This window comes from Vibrio toranzoniae, from assembly GCF_024347655.1.
Lineage (GTDB): Bacteria > Pseudomonadota > Gammaproteobacteria > Enterobacterales > Vibrionaceae > Vibrio > Vibrio toranzoniae.
The window spans coordinates 2206375-2227362 of record NZ_AP025514.1 but is presented as its reverse complement, the minus strand read 5'-3'; the positions used below and the strand labels follow the sequence as shown (position 1 = coordinate 2227362).

The following is a 20988-nucleotide window of genomic DNA, read 5'->3' as shown; positions in this document are numbered from 1 at the left end:
TACCCATGGCAACATTAGATTTAAAACAGATCCGTAAAACCTATCGCAACGCGGACAACGAAACGTTAAAGGGCATCGACATCAGTATCGATTCGGGGGAATTTTTGATACTTGTCGGCCCTTCGGGGTGTGGAAAATCCACCCTAATGAACACTATTGCTGGGCTAGAAAATATTAGCTCGGGTGAGATTGTAATTGATGGTGTAGACGTGGCGCAGGTTGAACCTAAAGACCGCGATATTGCGATGGTATTCCAGTCGTACGCGCTTTACCCAAACATGACGGTGCGCGGCAATATCGCCTTCGGTTTGAAGATTCGCAAGATGCCACAAGATGAAATCGATGCAGAAGTGAATCGAGTCGCTGAAATGCTGCAAATTGAACAGTTGCTGGATCGCAAACCGTCGCAACTTTCTGGTGGCCAGCGTCAACGTGTCGCGATGGGCCGTGCTTTGGCTCGTCGTCCTAAGCTTTATCTGTTCGATGAGCCGCTTTCTAACTTGGATGCCAAGCTGCGTGTTGAGATGCGTCACCAGATTAAACGTCTGCACCAAAAGCTCAACACCACCATTGTCTATGTGACTCATGATCAGATTGAGGCAATGACGTTGGCTGATCGCATCGCGGTGATGAAAGATGGTGAACTGCAGCAACTCGGTACGCCGCAAGAGATCTACACCAAGCCAAATAACATGTTCGTGGCGGGCTTTATGGGTTCACCATCCATGAACTTCATTAAGACCATGGTGGATTTGGATGATGAGCAGAATCCGATCATCAAAGTAACTGGCACGGCGGAGCAAGAACACCACATTCGATTGCCACAGAGTATGCGTGACCAAGATGGCAAGGAGTTGGTTATTGGATTGCGCCCTGAACACATCACTGAGCAAGAAGGTGATGATGTGTCGGCAACCACAAAGCTAGATCTGCAATTAGAAGTGTTGGAGCCAACAGGGCCAGATACGATTGCGATGGTTAAAGTGAACGACCAAGAAGTCGCGTGTCGTTTATCGCCAGAATTTGAAGTGTCCGTTGGACAAATGGCACCGCTGCATTTTGACTTATCGAAAGCTGTATTTTTTGATGCTCAGACTGAAGCGAGAATTGATTTTTAGTTTTTGAGACAGTAGTTCAATGAGAGTCTAAGCTTAAGCAAAGGCAGTATCACTAATTACTAATAAGTAACGTGATGCTGTCTTTTTTGTTGTTTTAGTCTGTTTTATTTCCTCACGAAAAGAGAGGGATAAACGAGATAAATGGATTAACTGCAATAATATCGCTAATTAGCCTCCGTTAGCTCTATAAAGCTGACCGAGAACAGCGTAGGATCGCGCTACTTTAGACCAAATACTAGGTTGCACCTTGGTGCATAAACAGAACAATACATGAAACTAACAGCAAAACCAGCGGCGAATAACGCTTTACTTATTTCTATTACGACACCGGATTTTAAAGGTGACGAAGCAAAAGAGTCTCTTGCCGAACTTGCTCGCTTAGTGACAACCCTAGGGTTTAAAGTCGTCGGAACACAATCGCAACATCACAGCTCATCACAACGACAAAACGTGCTGGGTGCCGGTAAGCTTGCTGAAATTGCACACCTAACTGGTTATCAAGGCTCTATTGAAGAAGCAGAAGATGAAGACTTTATTGATGAGTCGTTTGATTTTAATGCTGAAATCGATGAGCTAGATTTTGATGATCTTCCAACGGGCAACTTCCAATACGGTGCCGCTGATGTTGTGGTATTTGACTGTGATTTAAGCCCATCTCAAATGCGTACTGTTGAGGCGAGTTTGGGTGTGGAAGTATTTGACCGTACTGGCATCATCATCGAAATCTTTAGCCGTCACGCTCGTACTCGTACTGCTCGTCTGCAAGTTGATATAGCTCGTCTAAACTACTTAGTGCCACGACTTCGTGAAACGGCTGAGGGTGATAAAGAGCGTCAAATGGGTCAGGGCGCAGGTGAAACTTCACTAGAGCTAGACCGTCGTAACGTACGTGACCAAATTGCTGCGCTTAAGCGTGAGCTAGTAAGCGTACAAGATGAAATGAAGACCCGACGCACAAGGCGTGCGGAGCTTTTCACTGTTGCTTTAGTTGGCTACACCAATGCCGGTAAATCTTCGATGATGCGTGCAATGACCGCAACCGAAGTGGTCGGTGAAGATAAACTGTTCGCAACACTAGACACTACGGTTCGTGCGCTTCAACCAATCACTCAGCCGCGTATCCTTGTTTCAGATACGGTGGGTTTCATAAAGAAACTGCCACACGATCTGGTTGCTTCGTTCCACTCTACGCTAGCAGAAGCGCATGATGCTTCATTGTTGCTTTATGTCGTTGATGCTTCTGACGTTTCATTCCGCGCACAACTTGATGTGGTACACGACGTATTGGCACAAGTGGGCGTTGAAGGCAGCGAAAAACTATTAGTGCTGAATAAGTGCGATAGATTGACTGAAGAACAGCAATTAGAGCTTATCGAAGAGTTCCCAGATGCGATGTTGACGTCAACTCGTGATCCTCTGGATATCACCAAACTGCACAAATACATCGTTGGTGTTGCAGAAGAAGGCATGATCGAAGAAGAGATCACTATCCCTTATTCTGGACAAGGCATCATCGGTGAGATTCGCTCAAACATGAGTGTGGTTAAAGAAGAGTACGATTACGAGTGTATTAAGTTGACCGTTCGCTCTAGTGAAATTGACTTAGCACGCTTGAAAAAGCGTATGCAGAAGTCTTAATTTTGTAGAGAATTAGAAAAGAACAACCAAAAGATAAGCGACCCGATAAGGTCGCTTTTTTATTTGTTGAGCCTAGCTAATTTAAGCTTGGCTGAGTAGTTAGCTACTCGCCAACTAGCCCATTTACGCCATTCTTTGAGTTGGCTTCCAACGTGCTAGTTCTGGGTCAAGCTTGATACCTTGCGAAGTCAGCAGGTTAACACGTGCTAAGTAAGCCGCACCGTGCATCAGGTGCTTAGCAAGGTCGACCGCATTACGCTGTTGGTAGTCGTCTAGGTAGCTGTCTTTTGCCCATGCGTTGAATGCGCCAAGTGCAGGACCTGCCCATACTTGGTAATCCATTTCACGACCTTGTTCACCGGTGTTTGACCAACGGCTAGAAAGGCCCAAGTACCAGCGGAAAATCAACGCCATTTTACGCTTTGGGTTGCCTTCAGCGCGTTCGATCTGTTTAGGATCGCGCTCGTTAAAGTGCGCCACAGTCCCCGCCCAAATGTCATCCAGTGTTGAACGGAATACTTGCTTCTCAAGCTTCAGGCGTTCTTCTACTGGAATTGCCTCAATCGAGTCGTAACGTGTGTATAGCTCATACAGTTTGTTGGCACGCATTGGGAATAAAGTGCCGCGCTTAACCACTTGCAGTTTCACGCCCATTTCGAACATGTCTGCCGCCGGAGCCATCGTCACGTCAGCCATTTCGGTTGTCGAAAGCAGCTTACGTGTGTGTTCGCTCGCGCCAGCCTCAACACACGCTTGGTTGATTGAACCGGTAACGATGTATGCCGCGCCCATATTAAACGTCGCTAGAGCAGCGTCAGGTGTGCCGACACCACCACCACAACCAACACGCAGCGGTGTTTTGAATTGGTACTGAGCTTGGATTTGCTCTTTCAGTGCAAGAATCGTTGGTAAAAGTGTGACAAGTGGACGGTTATCGGTGTGACCACCAGAATCGGCTTCTGCGGTAATGTCATCCGCCATTGGAACCAGCTGTGCTAGCTCCATCTGTTCTGCTGTGATTCGACCTTCATCAACCAAAGCTTGCAGCATTTTAGCTGGAGCTGGTTGCATGAACTTGCTTGCGACTTCAGTACGGCTCACCTTTGCGATGACTTTGTTGCCGATCTGGATTTCGCCTTGTGCATCACGGCTAAGGCCAGCAGCACGATAGTGAACGATTTGCGGTGTTAGCCCCAAGAATGCAGAAGCCTCAACCGTTTTCACTTTGTGCTTCAAAAACAGCTCTACACTGCCGCGCTCTAGAGCGGGTTCACTTGGGCTGTGAATCAGGTTAAACGCGTAAGGACCATTTGGCAGCGCTGCTTGAATACGGTTGATCGCTTGCTCAACGCGAGACGGGATTAAGCCCGCCGCGCCAAATGAACAAAGAATGCCAGCTTGGCCAAGCGCAATCACCAACTCTTCAGATGAGATGCCGTTTGCCATTGCGCCCGCGTAGTACGCGTATTTCACGCCGTGGCAGCGACGAAAATCTTCGTCGCCTAGACTTTGTGTACCAAGAGCTGGAGCAAAGGCGCTAACAGGTTGGCTGCGCGCCGAGCTTGCTGAATCGCCTGATGTAATCTCAGCTTGTTGGCTTACGCCTAAGCCTTTTTCTGGGTGGTTCACTACGTAACAAGCAAGGCTTAAGTCTTTTAAGATGGTCGACATTGCCGCGCTATCAAAGTGAGTTGTGTTCTCTTCAATCTGCCAAGGCCACGGAGATAGCTTTTCGTTATTAATTGTAGTTTGAGTTGTCATACTAAATTTTTCCTAATTCTTTATCTCTAATGGCGGCTTATGCTTTCTTGATACCACAAGCTTTATCGCTAGCAGGGGCTTCTTCGATACAAATCGCGATGTCTTTCACTTCGTAAATACGCAGGCCATCTTTGCTCAGGTTTGCGTCGCCAACGATGATGCGTTTGCCGTCTTTGTCTTTAATCGCAGTGATATGTACATCCAGAGACATCTGTTTGTTCAGAGGGTTAATCTGACCACGATATTTCCATTTCACTTCAGATTGGATTTGACCAAACTTCGGATTGCGGAAGCCAGCGCCAAGGTCTTTGTTTAGCGCATAGGTTTGCATCAGTTCGATGATCGCTTCGACACCTAGAGAGCCTGGCATTACCGGATCTTGATGGAAGTGGAACTGGAAGAACCAATCGCTCGGGTCAATCGTACGCTCAGCGTATAGGTAACCTAGGCCATCTTTACCACCATCGCTGGTGATCTGCACAGTATCGATAAAGTTCAAGCGGCCGCCAGCCAATTTGTAGTGCTCTTGTACCTCACCAGTAGACGAAACGGGTGCATTGAAGTAACGCGTCGTTTTGTCTAGTAGGTTGATCCTTACATCCGGTGTACGGTTGTTATCAACGTGCCAAGGGTGAGTCACTTTACCGTTGTCCAAACCAAGTTGGTCTTTCAGTGCTGCGCCTTTGAAGTAACCAAATACCGCTGTACCTTGGTAGAAAGGCACGCCGTCAGTACTCAGTTCGAAGCTGAAGCTCTGTACGATGTTGGTGCCCATCATTACTGTTGAAAGCAGACGAGAATCGTTGGTGATCGTTTTGCCTCGCAAGTCGACGTTACGCAGCATTTTGCCGCTACCATCTAGGTTACGGAAAAACAGTTCTTCACCTGGGAAGCCCAGTGTTGTGCCCATGTAGCCAGAGATAAAGCCGTTTGGCTGCAGTGAAATCTCCATCAATACCGAGTAAGGCATTAGGGTCTGGTGGCTGTTTTCATCAAAGTACCATGCATTTTCTGGCACTTCGTACTCTGCGATACACGATGAAGGCTTCTTGAAGTCTCCACGCTTACCGTCGATCTCAACAACACGAGTAGTTAGCTGTAGGTCGCCACACGGAGTACGTGGTGGGATCATGCCACGGTAGATAGAAAAATCAGGACCGAAACATTTCTCGATATCGCCAGTCGCGAACTCAAACATATGATATGGCGTGAATGGAACTGTATCGGGTGTGCGGTTCGGGTAATCAGGAGTTACCGGAGCTTCAACGTGTTGAAGAGGAACCACACCTTTATTTGGCGCCGTTTCTAGATCTTCAATTTGCGCCATCAACGGCGCATTTGCTGAAGCCTGTTGATTCACTGCTGGTGTATGGCCCAAGCTTTTATGGTCCAAGCTTTCGATAGCAGGGGTCGCGACAGCTGTTTCTAAAGAAGGCAGGTAACGAGTACATTCGTCATCTTCTTTGATCATCACACCCAAGTTTTGGAAATCAACAATCACTTTGCCGTTGAGCAAAATATCGATGTTGGCTTTCGCGTATGGACGAGGGCTTAGACCAATCTCAGTCACTTCCATGCGGTAAGTCAGTTCTGCCGATTGCGGGAGAACTTGACCACGACAGCGTACTTGTTGAGGCGCATTTTCAAGCGGTTGGAAACGACCATTTTGAACAAGTGTGTGCATGCCAAGGTGCATCATGAAGAATTGAAGCAGTTGACCACAACCTTCTGCCATCAAAGATCCAGCCATTACTGAATCATCTTTGAAGTGACAAGGGAAGTACCAGTGCTCAGGCTCAAGCTGTTTGTGACCTTCAATTAAGCCAAGTCCCCATGTGCCGCCTTGTGGTTCAACACGGCTAACCTTTTCGATCATCATGAACTTCTCTGAGCTGAAGCATAGAGAAGGCTGGTGGCGATCAGATTGGTGAGTCGGGCCAAAACACTCTGCAATGTTGGCAGTCAGCAGGTGGCGCAGTTCTTGGTGGTTAAACTGGGTTTTTGGGCAGTGCAACATAGGGTCGAAGCGTTGCTTAGTCGCCAGTTTACGAGCCTTGATTTCATCTTCAGTGTGAATCACACCTTTGCCATCTGCTAGCTCTTCATCAGTGAAGAAGCCCGCACAACCGTTATCCATTTTCAGGATCATCTTGTCGCCAACGAAACATTCGTACGAGAAGAAGAACAGTAGCGTGTCGCCATTGCGAGCAAAGCTATTGATTGAGATGTCGTAACGCAGGGTATCGCCACCACGAGGCAAGTCGCCAAGGAAGGTCAGCGTACAATCAAGCAGGCGATAAACACGCTCGCCTTTGTTTTCGAAATCAATGCCTAAGTAGCTGATCAGCATTAGGTCACACTGACCAGATTCAACTGCAACAGCCCATGGGATCTGACCATCAACAAGATACGGCGCATCAACTGGGATGTCGTATTCTGTGGTCATTGTGCTTGGCTTGTACTCGTTAACGGTCGCGTTTAGCTTGGTTACACGAGATACCAGTAGATAGTCGGTGGTTGGCAAACGAACGCGGCGCGCGTAGCTATCGATGATCGCGTAGTCAGGGCCAAACACGTTCGCAATATCACCTTCCGCGTACTCAACCAGATCATCATAATCCCAAATGCACGGCTTACGGATAGGTTTTACTGGTGCTGGCGTTGCAAGTACGTTGACTGGTGCTTCCTGAACCTGAGTAGGTTGAGCTTGAACAGTCTGAGCTGCCGTTTGTTGGCCATTCGTTTGTTGAGAAGCGGCTGAGCTATCTAAACCAGACGTCACTGCGTTTAGCTGTGCTTTTAATAGCGCATCAGCCATCTGTATGCCTTGGGCACGTGTGTGCAGGAATGCTTTGTGTACTTGCTGCGCTGCTTGCTGGTTTTGAGCAAACGCTTGGTTTTGGCTTACCTGACATTGATTGAGGCTTTGCGGCTGCTGTGAAGCTGCGTCGATTTGAGACTCGCCATTTTTAGCGGATAGGACATGAGTCATATTGCTGTGGTTACCTGTTAGCTGACTGTGGCGAGTTGGCGCCAGAGTAGGGGATACTGATGTAGGAGTTTCGATTACTTGCTCTACCGCGTTCTGCGTTCGTGCTTTCTTCTCTAACTCTTTTTGCGCAAGGGCTGCTTGAATGCTTGCTGTCGTTGGAATCGACGCCACTCTTGCTGCTTGTTTACCAGAAGCTTTCTGTTGAATCGTTGCCAAGTTAGTCACTGGGGTTTGGGCAATATGTTGATAAATATCGCGACCACCTAGAGTGACTTGCTTAACCAATTGACGCTTAGCATCACTTGCCAATTCATTACTTAAACGAACCGATAGTGAGTGAGATTCAACATTCGATTGGCTTAGTAACAGCTGTGAACATTGTCCTTCGCTGATGTTGGCAACAATTGCACTCTTAGAGCTGACATTCGGATTAAGAGGGGCAAGGTTCAGGTTGAGCAGACCGTGTAACAGGCTAGCCATGCCAGAAGCTGCAGAGCAGTGACCAACACGTTGGCTCGCTTGAGTCGTCTTTGTGTTCCCTAGGCTGAGAGGCGAAGACTGATGTGATGAAGACTCAGGTGCATGGTTAAGCTCAAGCAGAGAAACATCGTTCGAGCTCATACCGACTTGAGTCAGTAATTCATCGGTAACGGCGTTGTTATGCTCACTTGAACCAAAGGCCAATGCGTTGATGCTGCCGTAAGCCGTGTCTTGGTTGCTCGCTACTCGACCTTCTTCAACAAGAACGATTGCCCCCGCGCCTTCGCCGACATTCCAACTGCCGTCTTGCGGCTGTCCGAATTTAGGAGCAAGTGACACTGGGCTCACACTGTTCTTCAGAATCACATGTTCGGCGCTGCCACTTAGATCTACGGCTGCAATTACGACTGCGTCCATAGATTCTTGCGACATTAGGTTTTGCGCAACATCGATACAACGAGCAACCGACTGTTCCGCGGCTGAAATCGTAAACGCTGGGCCGTTAAAGTCCCACAGTGAAGAGATACGCGAAGCCATGATGTTGCCAATGAAACTGGTGTATTGGTTCAGCTTGGCTGCGTCCATCACACTATCCATTGCGATGGTTTCTAGCGCTTGGTATTCGTCATGTGTTAGCTCAATACCCATGTTGGCAAAGCTGTCAGCCAGTTGGCTGTGTAGGTTTACGCGTCCACGGAATTGGTGCATCTCAAGCTCAGTTTCCATTGCGACGAGTACAGCAACTTTTTGACCAACAACAAGCTTGGCATCCTTGATGGCTTCGTCTGCAACTTTCATCAGTAGCAACTGCTGAGAGATCAAACGGTCATCTTCATTTGGTGGCACTTTAAATCGCAAGAAATCAAGGTCAAACTGATCAATGTACGCCCCAAAAGGAACGCCGAGCAAGCCAAATTTATTCAGCAATTCAGGATGCTTATCCAACCCTTTCCAGCGTTTTTTTGGCAGTTCAATAAACGCGTTGTCATTCGTTTTTATCGCCTGATAGAACTCATTTACGCTTTGAAATGAACCAAAATGCGAAGCCAGACCGGTGATCTTAAGCGTTCTTGGTTCGGCTTGTGCTCGATATGATTCTGAAGCCTGAAACCTTGGTCTGCTTGTTTCGGAATATGCTTCTAACAACAGGTGAGCATTACAACCACCAAAGCCGAAGACTGAAACGCCAGCACAACGTTCAGAGTTCTCCGCTTTATCAGGCCAAGACTGAACGTGTTTTGGTAAAGTTTGACTACCAAAAAGACCCTCGGGAGAGGATAACGGAGTATCAAGGTTAATGCTTGGTGGAAGCACGCCTTCTTTCATTGCAAAGATCATCTTCATGATCCCCGGCATACCTGCCGCAGTCAGTAAGTGACCAAGGTTTGACTTCGCAGAGCCAATCAATGGCGGGTTAGAACCATTCAATTTGTCAGCAAAGAAACGCTCCATTGAGGTTAACTCAACCTTGTCACCTAATGGCGTGCCGGTTGCGTGACACTCAATCACTTCAATGCTGTCTGGTGTTAGGTTTGATGCCTCGTAAGCGCGTTCAAAGGCTTGTACTTGTCCTTTGCTGTTTGGGCTTAATACGAACTGGCCACGGCCATCGTTCGACAAGCCAATACCGCTGACGACTGCGTAAATGTTGTCGCCATCACGCTCTGCATCAGCTAAGCGTTTTAGGACTAAAACACCAGCACCTTCGCCAGCAAACAAACCTTTACTGTTGCTATCAAACGGAACCGACACACCGTGGTCTGGGTAAGCGTGGAAGATTGAGAAACCCATGTTGATGAAGAATGGGTCAGCACCGGATACCGCGCCCGCCAACATCATGTCGGCTTTGCCCGTGTTCAAGTAATCACACGCTAACTTCAATGAATACACTGAGCTTGCACATGCGGCATCTAGGCTAAGTTGCACGTTGCCTAAACCCAATGCATCAGCCACTAATTTCGAGGCGTTGTGTGCTGCCGCACCGTTTATCGGGTTGAGGTCTTGCGCGGTTTCATTGGTTGGCAGCAGTGAAAACTGGTCATTAGACAATTTAGCTTGTAGTGCTTTCTCGACCACCGAGTGATACATCGGCAGAAACAAGTCGTTTGAACGTGTGGTTGGGAACGAAAGGGCACCCATGATCACGCCTGTGCGCTCTAAAATATCGGCATTCAGATCAATGCCTGCGTCGACTAACGCTTTGCGACTGGTATCCAAAGCCCATAGGAAACTCTGGTCAACACCGTTGAACGATTCTGCTGTTAAGCGGTAGCCATTACTGTCGAAATTGAAGTTTTCGATGTAGCCGCCTTTATCACAGTAAAAGCGATCTGACTCACCTTGCACGCCTTGATAGCTTTCAGGTTTAGCACCTAACTTTTCAGCGCTTAATGTTGTTCGAGAATCTTTTTTATCTAGCAAGTTTTGCCAAAAATCTTTTGGCGTATCAGCTTCTGGATATTGGTTAGCAATACCAACAATCGCGATCTTATTGCACTTCACTTGCTGCTTATTCTGAGCTTGAGCTTGAGCCTGATATTTATATTGAGATGGTTTCGATTGAGAACTCATACTAGCTCTCCTTGATGATTCACTGCGCTGCCTTGAGATACACCACTTAATTTCTTAGCGGCGGTGATCTGTTGTTCTAGCCCTTGAATAAGTGGCTCGACAGACAGTGGGATTTGATGAGTAATGAGCTGACCAATGCACTTGATGAGCGTGACAACATCGTCACCGCCTTTGGCATTGGAAGCGATTGTGCAGTACTGGTCGGCTACGTTGTCGCTACGATTGATCTTGTCGATCAATGTGCTGGTTTGACGATCGGCACCCACTTCGACAAACAGACGGGCACCTTGTTGACGCGCACTTCGGATCAACGCAGTGAAATCCAGCGTCGAACAGAAAGTGTCGGCAATCGAAAGGGCGATACTATCGCTGTCGATATTGATTGGTGCGCCAGTCGGTAGACCTGCTGCGCTGATAAAGCGGATATGCTTTGGCAACTCGTCGAACAGTGGTTGAGTGTAAAACTCCTGCACTTGGCTATGCTGGCTCAACGCTGGCGTGGTGTGCATTGCAGTAACACGGTTAGCGGCAATGCCACGTTTACCCAGTTTCTTGAGCAGAGCACGACAAGTGTTTTCACAACCAGCCAGTACGCAGGTGTCACCTTGGATGATAGCGAGATAAGCGCGTGGAAATTCTGGTAATAGAGCCTCAATCGCTTGCGCATCACTTCGAACCACAAAGCTATTCCATTGGATGTTTTCGTCGCCGTTTAACTGCCAATCTTGACGCACTGCGGTGAGTTCGCCAGAAATAGCCGTGGTGAAGATAGGGCTGGTTTGAGTCATCTCGATCAGCGCATGTGGGTTTTTCCAAACATTTAAGCTGGCCCACATGGAAGCTTCACCTTTGGAGTAGCCCAAGGCGAAATCTGGCTGTACTTTGAATTCTTCACATAGCAGTTGTGTTAACAGATAACTACTGCCCACACCTGCAATGGCCAATTCACTGAGCGACATTTCTTGCGCGTCTTCAGCGTAGGTTTTGTCAGCCTGCAGCATCTCTTTCAAGTTACCTTCACGTTCTAAACGAGCAAATAACTGTGGGAAATGGTGATGAAATTCGCGCAACATGCCAGGATAAACCGTGCCAACACCAGGGTAAACAAATGCAACGCCACCTTTGCTTTGAGGCTTCGGTGAGAAACAACTGCCCGCTGGCGTTTTGTATTGGCTATTGTCAGCCATTACTTTTGGCAACGCATTTTCTAGCGCTGTGATCTCTTGTAGTGCAGCCTCAATTGAAGCCGCCTGAATCACGATGTTCGCGTTAAGGCCAGCATTGTGCTGAACGCTTTGGAAGTGACTTAGGTTTGAATGCATCAAGTTGGCGATAGCAAGTGCGCTGTCCGCCGAATCGCTAATGCATTTAAGCTCTTCTCTCAATGAGATTAACTGAGAAACCAATTCAGCTTGGTCATTGCCAGAAACCACAAACATCAAGCGTTCGCTCGATAGCAGTGGCTTTGGTTCTTGCAAACCGGTCGCTTGAGTCAATATCAGGCTTGTGGCGTTTTGACTATCGTCACTAAAGGTCAATGAAGCAACACGTGCTTTGTTCGGCTCAGTGAACCAATAATGGTTAGCTAATGAATGGTTCGGCAATGAACGGCTCGATATCGCATTAACCATATTCAGCAATTCATCAAACTGCTGCGAAGCAGAGAGTGCTGAGTGTTGCTGTTGATGGCTTAAATCTGTCGCGGGGCGGCGTGCAATATCCAGAGCAAGCTGAACGCTATCTTCGATAGTTGCATCTGCAAAACTCGCTAGATAAGCGTGTGGATGAATCTTGTTCTGAGCAGCGGTCAGTGCACTCAACATCACCAATGATGGAGCGAGAGAATCCAAACAAAGCTTAACAGCACTACCTTGATTGACTGCCTCAATCGCTTGAGTAAGCGCTTGATTAAAACTGCCATCAACCACAACAGTCATCATCTCAGGAAGCGAAGGTGATAAGTCGGCAGAAAGCTCAGCTGCGTTTGCTGGCTGAGCTAAAAGAGCGATGCGCAATGGCATCGCTTTATTAGTAGGAACAGTCACTATGACAATTGCTCCTTTTCTGTTTTCTTATCCGCTTTAGGCTTACTCACTACTGCTGAACTAGACTTCGGCAAAAATGCGTCGTTCAAGCTCTTGCTGATGGTGACTTTTGCACCTTTCATTACCGCGCTTAAACGACCATCTTGGTGGTAAAGCGAGATATCAGCTTGCAGCGAACGAGCCGTGCTTTTTATTACGCTTAGCTCTAGCCAACCTTGGTCACCATAGTGCATCGGTGCGTAACAAATAAATTCACCGATTGCAGACGGTAGGCTTGCCGCGCCGTATTTCAATCGAGCCCATACCAACATGGCTTGCAACAGATAATCTTCAGCAAATGGCTGGCTATTGCCAAAGCCTTGCTTAGGAATAAATGCTCCGCAGTCGCTGTTTTCAATCTGGGGCAACTGGCATTGAGCCAATAAACCTAAGTCGTCAAAGCGTTCGACTGAGGTAATACCTTGCAATCTTGGTCCGTGAAACAGAGTGCCGTCACTGTATAGAGCTTGTGCCGTTGTTACAGGTGTTGAAGTGCTAGCTTCAAAACGCTTTTCTGACGCTTGTTGAGCATCTTCAGACACTTGCACAGAGGCAACTTGCAACTGAGCTTGATACTGTGGTCGCCCTTGGCAACTGATCACCGCTTTTAGCTGATCTTTTGATTTAGCGTCAGAAGAAAGAACCAGTTTCAGCTCTTGTACTTCATCGGTATCAAAAATCACACCCTTAAGCAGTTTGTAGTTGTGAACGCTAACGTTCACACCTAACAGTTGCTCTGCGACTTCACGCATCCATTGGATGGCACACACTGTCGGTAACACTGGGTTACCGGCAATGCAGTGATCTTGAATGAAAGGCAATGCCTTTGGATCAAGATGACGTGTCACAGTGATGCTTGTATTTAGCGGACTCTTTGCAAGATGCACAGACTCCGCATTAAGCTTTTTTACAGCAGCTTCCTTGTTGTCAGAACCTTGCATGCTCGTACCAACCAGCAGTTGAATGCCAGTTTCGTTCAGTAGTTGAGAGCTAAACAGGTCTGCACCCGCCTGAAGAGGAATCACGTACACACCGCGCTCTGTGAACATACGTTTCAGTGCTGCGTTGACCATGCCACCGTCCCAAGGTCCCCAGTTGAAGCTCATCACTTTCGCTTGAGGGTTACGAGCAGACAATTGCAGAGCCGCTTTGTTTAGGATTTCGTTAGACATTGAGTAATCGCTTTGGCCTGTGTTTCCGTAGAAACCCGCCGCCGAAGAGAACATCGCAATCAGTTTTAGCTTACTGCTATCAAGCCCACCAAGAACCGCTTCTAGTCCGCCCACTTTGGTGCCGTAAACCATGTTCAGCTCATCAAGTGTTTTGTCTTGAATGTGTTTGTCAGCCAGTACGCCTGCACCATGGATAAGACCCGTGATGCCGTCGAAATTCGCCAGCGTTTTTGCTACTGACTCATGGTTCGATACATCTAGGCTTAGGTATTCAGCGCTCGCGCCAATTTCGTTGAAAGCGGCAAGTGCTGCGTTGATTTCAAGGCTGCTCAATACAGGTTTTAGCAAGGCATCAACTTTTTTCGGCGTTGGTTTGTCACCTGTTGCTTGTAGGTGAGCGATAGCCGCTGGTTTTAGCTCTTTCTCTTGCTTGCCTTGTGCCCACTGAGGTAGCTCAGCTGAAATAATATGCTTACTACGACCTGCAAGAATGAAATGAGATTTACATTGCTTAGCAAGCGTCAGTGCACATTCAAACGTCACGCCTTTAGCGCCACCCGTTACGAGAACTTTGTCGCTCTTGGTGAGTTGAGCGCCTGTGTTTTTAGTTTGTGCAGCCCCTGGTGTTGCAGCAATCAATGTTGCACGACCAGATTCACCGTTTGCCGCATGGCTAAGGCCGATTTCAACCGTGTTGGTATCGATATCGAACAGTTCGCCTGTAATAGCCTCAGATAGGTGACGAGCATCAATAGAAGCGTCAGCATCCAATGCACGGCAGAACACGTTTGACCATTCATGGCTCAGTGTCTTAGTTAGACCAGACAACGCGGCTTGGTTAAGTTCTGCATTCGCTAGTTGCTTAGTATCTAAGTAACCAAAGCCGCCATCGATACGGCTTAGCGTGAAGAACACGCTGCGACCAGAAACGGCATTCAGTTGGCCATTTAGGTGTTTGGCGAATAAGAACGCTGTGGTTAGCGAAGCTCTTGAGTCTGCATTCAAGTTAACCGCTTGCTCGTTGCTTTGCTCAGTATCAACGATAGCTTGTAGGTGAAGGAAGCCAGCAATCACTTTGTTCGACGTTTTAAGGTCTGCTTCGATGTCGTTAATCACAGCTGTCACACCAGCATCATCGATACTGTTGAGTGTGTAGCTTGCGATTTCACTGTTTAAAGGTGACGCGGCAGAAGTAGCACTACGCACTACAGCAACTTGGATGCCGTTAGCGGTCAACTTTTCTGCTAGAACACCGGCGTTGTGACCATCATCTGTGATCACGACACAAGCGTCTTTTGAGAAACAATCGACGAGTTTATCTGCCGCTGGTAGCTTTTTTAGCGCTACCTCATTGTGTGGAGGAAGTTCCGCTGTCGCTGTTTCTGCGATAGGCGTTACTGATTCAGCTTTTGGAGTCGCTACGGGTGCAGCCGCGGATAGTTTGCTTTGCATGTAGGTAACGATTTCACCAAGCGTACGACACTCAGCTAAGTCTTCAGGGTTTAGCTCTGGCAGCGTTGGTAGCTGGTCTTGAACCGTCCCCAAGATCTCAACGCGTTTAATCGAATCGATACCAAGGTCTGCTTCCATGTCCATTGCTAGGTCGAGCATTTCTGCTGGGTAACCTGTTTTGTCGGCAACCACTTCCATCATTGTTGATTGAACATGGGCAGGGTTTAGGTCGTTGCTTGCGCTTTTTTCAACGGTTGCAGTTGCTTCTGCATTAGGAACTTCATTAGCGTCTAGCTTGCTGTTCATGTAAGCAACGACTTCGCCCAGAGTACGACATTCAGCGAGATCTTCAGGGTTTAGTTCTGGCAATGTTGGCAGCTGGTCTTGAACCGTACCAAGGATCTCAACACGTTTGATTGAGTCGATGCCAAGGTCTGCTTCCATGTCCATCGCTAGGTCGAGCATTTCTGCTGGGTAACCGGTTTTGTCGGCAACCACTTCCATCATTGTTGATTGAACATGAGCAGGGTTTAGGTCGTTGATCGCGCTTTCTACAGCGGTTGCAGTTGCTTCTGGAGCCGTTTCTGAACTAGGAGCTAACTTGCTGTTCATGTAGTCAACGATCTCACCAAGAGTACGGCACTCAGCTAGGTCTTCAGGGTTTAGTTCTGGCAATGTTGGCAGCTGGTCTTGAACCGTACCAAGGATCTCAACACGTTTGATTGAGTCGATGCCAAGGTCTGCTTCCATGTCCATTGCTAGGTCTAGCATTTCAGTCGGGTAGCCCGTCTTCTCTGCTACTACTTCTAACATGGTTTTTTGAACGACAGCCGCATCTAAACCGCTAGCTGTTTGAACTGAAGTTGCTGCAGTTTGAGCGACTGCAGGTGCAGAAGCTGGAAGCTTGCTGTTCATGTAGGCAACAATTTCACCTAGAGTGCGACACTCAGCTAAGTCTTCAGGGTTTAGCTCTGGAAGAGTAGGCAGTTCATCTTGAACCGTACCTAGAATCTCAACACGTTTAATTGAGTCGATACCAAGGTCTGCTTCCATATCCATTTCTAGATCAAGCATTTCAGTTGGGTAACCTGTCTTCTCAGCAACCACTTCTAGCATGGTTTGTTGAACGACTTTCGCATTGAGACCGTTAGCGGCTTGAACTGGAGCAGTTGCGCTTGGCTGTGCTGCAACAGGCGCTGATGCTGGCATCTTGCTGTTCATGCTTTTACTGTTCATGTAGCCGACGATTTCGCCAAGAGTACGACACTCAGCTAAATCCTCAGGGTTCAGCTCAGGTAGGTTTGGCATTTCGTCTTGAACAGTACCAAGAATCTCTACGCGCTTGATTGAGTCGATACCAAGGTCTGCTTCCATGTCCATTTCTAGATCAAGCATTTCCGTTGGGTAACCCGTTTTCTCAGCGACCACTTCTAGCATCACTTTTTCAGCATCTGCTGATTGTACTACTACTGGTGCAGCCAAAGGAGCCGGTTGCGCTTTAACTGGCACAGGTTGAGCTGCAACAGGCGCTGCCGCTTGAGCCGCTACTTGTGGAGCAGGAACGGCTTTCTGTACTGGAGCTTTCTGAGTTGTTGTATTTTGAACCGGCGCAGCTTGAACAGACTGAGCTTGTACAGGAGTCGCTTGTACTTGAGCTACAGGCTGTTGGACGATAGCTGCTGGAGTAGCTGGAGCTTGAATCGCTGGCTGAGCATTTACTGGCGCAACGAAGGTTGGTTGTTCCGTTTGTACTGAACCTTGCGTCAGCATGTTAAGTGCTGAGTTGTTGCTGTGCGCTTGCATTTCTAGGTAATGAGCGTGAGCTTTTAGCGTTTCAGCTTGGTGCTGGTGGAACATCTCCATAGAACGTTGCAGGTTCTCAGGAATTGCTACGCCTGCTGTTGCCATTTTCGCTTGCTCAGACATTAGGGTGTTGAACGTGTCACCGTATTGCTGAGGAATTGCAAGGAACTGCTGATGTACTTCTGCTGCTTGTTGTTGAGCATTGAAGAACGATTGCAGTGAAGACTCATCAACCGTTACTTGAGCTGTTGGTTGACTAGTCGCTGGTGCAGGTTGCGCCACTTGTGGTTGCTGAGCTGCTGTTGCTACTTGTGCACTTGGTGCTGGAGTAGTTGACTGTTGTACATTTGAAGCTTGAGGCGCAGCCACAGGTACTTCAACGATTTCTGTTTTAATCACTTCTTTTTCCACGATTTTCTCGACTTCAACTTTCACTTCAACAATCTCAGTCTTTTCGGTGACGTTGCCCGAAGCCAATGATTGATCCATTTTCTTACGAGTAGCAGGGCTGATGTAGTTGGTTGCATTCAGCTTGATGTTCATTGGTGATGCCTTTGCAGGTTCAGCAATGTCAGCTTGGTAAGGGTCAATGTTGTCTAATGAAACACCTGCCACGCACAGTTGAACCGCCGCTAAGCGAAGCTGTTGGTCACTGTCGCCTTTAGGGCTTGGGTTGATGCTGATTGCGTAAAGCTCTTCGTTCTTATCAGCCAATGTTTTATCAACCAGCTTTTGAAGAATGTTCTTCGGACCGAACTCTACGAATACACGAGCACCTGCTTCATACATCGCTTCAATTTGTTCGCTGAAACGAACCGATTGCAGCATGTGTTGCTTGAACGCTTTCTTGATCGCTTTCGCGTCTTTGCTGTGCAATTTGCCCGTTGCGTTTGAGTAAAGCGGCAGCGTTGGAGCGCTAAATGAAGCTTTATCAATTGCAGCAGCAAATGGTTTTTGAGCGTGAGCAACAAGCGGTGTGTGGAAAGCACCAGACACTGGCAGAGCAATCGCTTTGAAGCCTTGTTCAGTTAGCGCTTGTGCTGCTTGTTGAACCGTTGCAGTTGGACCTGCAATAACCAGTTGAGTCGGAGCGTTGTAGTTGGCAATACTCACGCCTTCGAATTGGCTGATACAGTTTTCAACGGCTGGAAGTTTGTCTGCGTCTAGGATGACCGCAAACATCGTACCGCTGTCACCTTGTTCTGGTGTCGCTGCCATCGCATCGCCACGAGCGAAAGCTAGCTGGTAGTAATCGTCTTGCGAGATAACACCCGATGCACATAGTGCGCTTAGCTCACCAAAGCTGTGGCCTGCGACCATGTCTGCTTTGAAGCCAGCTTGAGTCATGATGTCGAACTGACCCATAGACACAGTACCAATCGCACTTTGCGCATTGGCCGTGTTGGTTAGTACCGCTTCTTGAGCTTTGGTTGCTTCTGGTGTGAAGGTTGGAATTGGGAATAGAATTTGCGACAGAGCCGTTTTCTTGTGTTGACCAAATACCTGATCCGCTTGAGCAAGCTGTTGACGCATTTCAGGGTAGTGACATGCAAGCTCGCGCCCCATGTTTAGGTATTGCGAACCTTGACCAGCAAATAGCGCTGCCACTTTACCTGCGCCGTTTTCAGCAATCAGTGCCGACTCACGATAGCTAGTACCGCTTGGCATCTGCCAATGTGCTTTGGTTTGGCTCTCAAACATAGAAACCGCTTGAGTCAGTTGCGCTTGAAGGTCTGCTTGGTCAGTCACGACTAAACCAATACGAGCATGCTTAGCGTCAACTTCACGCAAATTATGTTGTTCAGCAAGCGCTTCTAGTTTGAACGCAGCGTCTGCAGCTTGAGTTGAAATCTGCTTGAGTTTATTAATCAGTGCTTGACGAGATTCCGCGCTGAATAACAGAGTTTGCGGTACTTGGCGCTGACGGTATTTGTCGCCGCGAGCGTGTTCTGGCGTGTATTCTTCCAATACAACGTGGAAGTTAGTGCCACCAAAACCAAATGAGCTGATACCTGCACGGCGCGGTGTGCCGTCGACACGTTTCATCCAAGGACGCGTTTGCGTGTTTAGGTAGAACGGTGAGTTCTCGATATCCAACTTAGGATTCGGAGCCGATACGTTGATCGTTGGCGGCAGTACTTTGTGGTGCAATGCTAATGCAGCTTTGATTAAGCCAGCAGTACCCGCGGTTGATTTGGTGTGACCAATTTGAGATTTCACAGAGCCTAACGCAATGTGTTGCTTCTCTTCGTTGTTCTCACTAAATACCGAGTTTAAGCCACCAAATTCAGCAACATCGCCTGCTGCAGTACCCGTGCCGTGCGCTTCTAAAAGGCCAAGTGTGTGCGGTGCGAAACCAGCATCATCGTAAGCGCGTTTTAGTGCTTTTGCTTGTCCTTCAGGGCGAGGGGCGTAAATACTCTTGAACTTACCATCCGAAGAAGAACCGACACCTTTAATCACTGAGTAGATTCTGTCGCCGTCGCGCTCTGCATCTTCAAGACGCTTAAGAGCAACCATGCCGATGCCTTCACCAATCATCATGCCTTTTGAGTCGATGTCGAAAGGTTGAATGGTTTCATTGGTGGTAAATGCTGGCGTTTTAGAGAAGCTCATGTACATGGTTGGTGAGTTATCAGTACACACACCACCTGTAATCATCATTTCACTGCGGCCTTCAACTAGCTCACTAAGAGCCATGCGCATTGCAGCTAGAGAACCTGCACAAGCAGCATCTACTACACAGTTAATGCCACCAAGGTCAAAGCGGTTAGCAATACGACCTGAAATCACGTTACCCAATGAACCAGGGAATGAGTTCTCTTCCCAGTGGATGTATTGGTCTTGGAATTTTTTGATCAGCATTTCGCTGTCTTCGTCGTTGATGCCACTGCTCTTGAAGACTTTTTTCAAAACAGGGTATTGCAGACGAGCATTCAGGCTTTGAGCGATCTTCTGACCACCACCAACACCGAGCGTGATACCGATCTTATCGCGATCGTAGCCTTCAGGCAGCTTGGCATCTTCAAGAACTTCTTTTGCCACGATCAGAGAAAGCAGCTGAGAAGTATCCGTCAGTTCTAGGATATTTGGCGGAAGGCCGAACTCCATTGGGTTGAAGTCGACTTCAGGGATGAAACCACCGCGCTTACAGTAAGACTTGTCTGGCGCAGTACGATCTGAATCGTAGTAATCTTCTGGACGCCAGTGCGTATCTGGCACTTCAGTAATCGCATCGATCTTTTCGCTGATCAGGTCCCAAAATTTATTCAGGTAACGAGAGTTTGCAAACATGCTCGCCATACCAACGATAGCGACAGGCATATCTTTAAGACGTTTATTAAGTCGAGTGTCGTCGACTGATTCCGGTGTATTTTTTTCGGGTTGGCTCATTGTGAGTCTCCACTTGAAATCACTGAGGGCGATGTCGTGTTTTGAGGCTGCGCTTTTAATTGAATCGAAAATAAATCTGAAACAGATTTGGGCAAACGCAGCTGAAGAGTAAGGCTGCCGAAAGTTGGCCACCTGACTGAAATAGGGAGTGCGAAGTTCATTGACTTGCAGACGTTGAGAACGTGTTTCATGCGTGAAGGGGGTATTCGAATGTGAGGGTAATGTCCATTTAAATCCTGTCCAAAGTACTGCTTAACGGAAAGCAGTTATCCGCAATGAAAACGTGTGAATTTGTTTAATGGTTGAGCAGGCTACCCGAGGTGAGTTGCCGATACAATGCTCCCAGAGGCCACTATGATCTGTTCAGACCAGATGAAATTTGTGTGCTTTTGAATTTTGTATTTTTAATGTAATTAACTTATTGATAATTAATGGATATGACTTGTTTTTTAGTGTTTATACTCTATATTTTGACTTGGTGAGATCTATGTCAGATTTCTGTAAGTAACATTTAATAGATGCCT

6 protein-coding genes are annotated in these 20988 nt (G+C 47.7%); 2 read left to right on the top strand and 4 right to left on the bottom strand.

All coding sequences use genetic code 11. The features are described 5' to 3' along the window. The first annotated feature begins 5 nt into the window (after positions 1 to 5). Positions 6 to 1118 carry an ABC transporter ATP-binding protein gene (locus OCU50_RS09885; protein WP_060468180.1) on the top strand — a complete coding sequence of 371 codons (1113 nt, stop codon included), beginning with the start codon at positions 6 to 8 and terminating at the stop codon, positions 1116 to 1118. A gap of 270 nt (positions 1119 to 1388) precedes the next feature. Then, complete coding sequence (hflX, locus tag OCU50_RS09880) at positions 1389 to 2756, top strand: GTPase HflX (protein WP_060468179.1); 1368 nt, start codon at positions 1389 to 1391, stop codon at positions 2754 to 2756. A 123-nt stretch (positions 2757 to 2879) separates the two neighbouring features. Here hflX and pfaD read toward each other — a convergent pair whose 3' ends face one another. The 4 genes from pfaD to OCU50_RS09860 are packed head-to-tail and all read right to left on the bottom strand — an operon-like array spanning position 2880 to position 20464. Continuing rightward, positions 2880 to 4517, bottom strand: coding sequence for an eicosapentaenoate synthase subunit PfaD (gene pfaD / locus OCU50_RS09875; RefSeq protein WP_060468178.1), 1638 nt, complete (start codon positions 4515 to 4517; stop codon positions 2880 to 2882). A gap of 37 nt (positions 4518 to 4554) precedes the next feature. Next, positions 4555 to 10560, bottom strand: coding sequence for a hotdog fold thioesterase (locus OCU50_RS09870; RefSeq protein ID WP_060468177.1), 6006 nt, complete (start codon positions 10558 to 10560; stop codon positions 4555 to 4557). Then, positions 10557 to 12605 carry a PfaB family protein gene (locus OCU50_RS09865; protein ID WP_060468176.1) on the bottom strand — a complete coding sequence of 683 codons (2049 nt, stop codon included), beginning with the start codon at positions 12603 to 12605 and terminating at the stop codon, positions 10557 to 10559. Before OCU50_RS09865 ends, OCU50_RS09870 begins: the two co-directional genes overlap by 4 nt. Continuing rightward, the gene (locus OCU50_RS09860; protein WP_060468175.1) at positions 12605 to 20464 is read right to left on the bottom strand and encodes a type I polyketide synthase; all 7860 of its coding nucleotides are present in this window, start codon (positions 20462 to 20464) and stop codon (positions 12605 to 12607) included. Before OCU50_RS09860 ends, OCU50_RS09865 begins: the two co-directional genes overlap by 1 nt. Positions 20465 to 20988 lie beyond the last annotated feature (524 nt).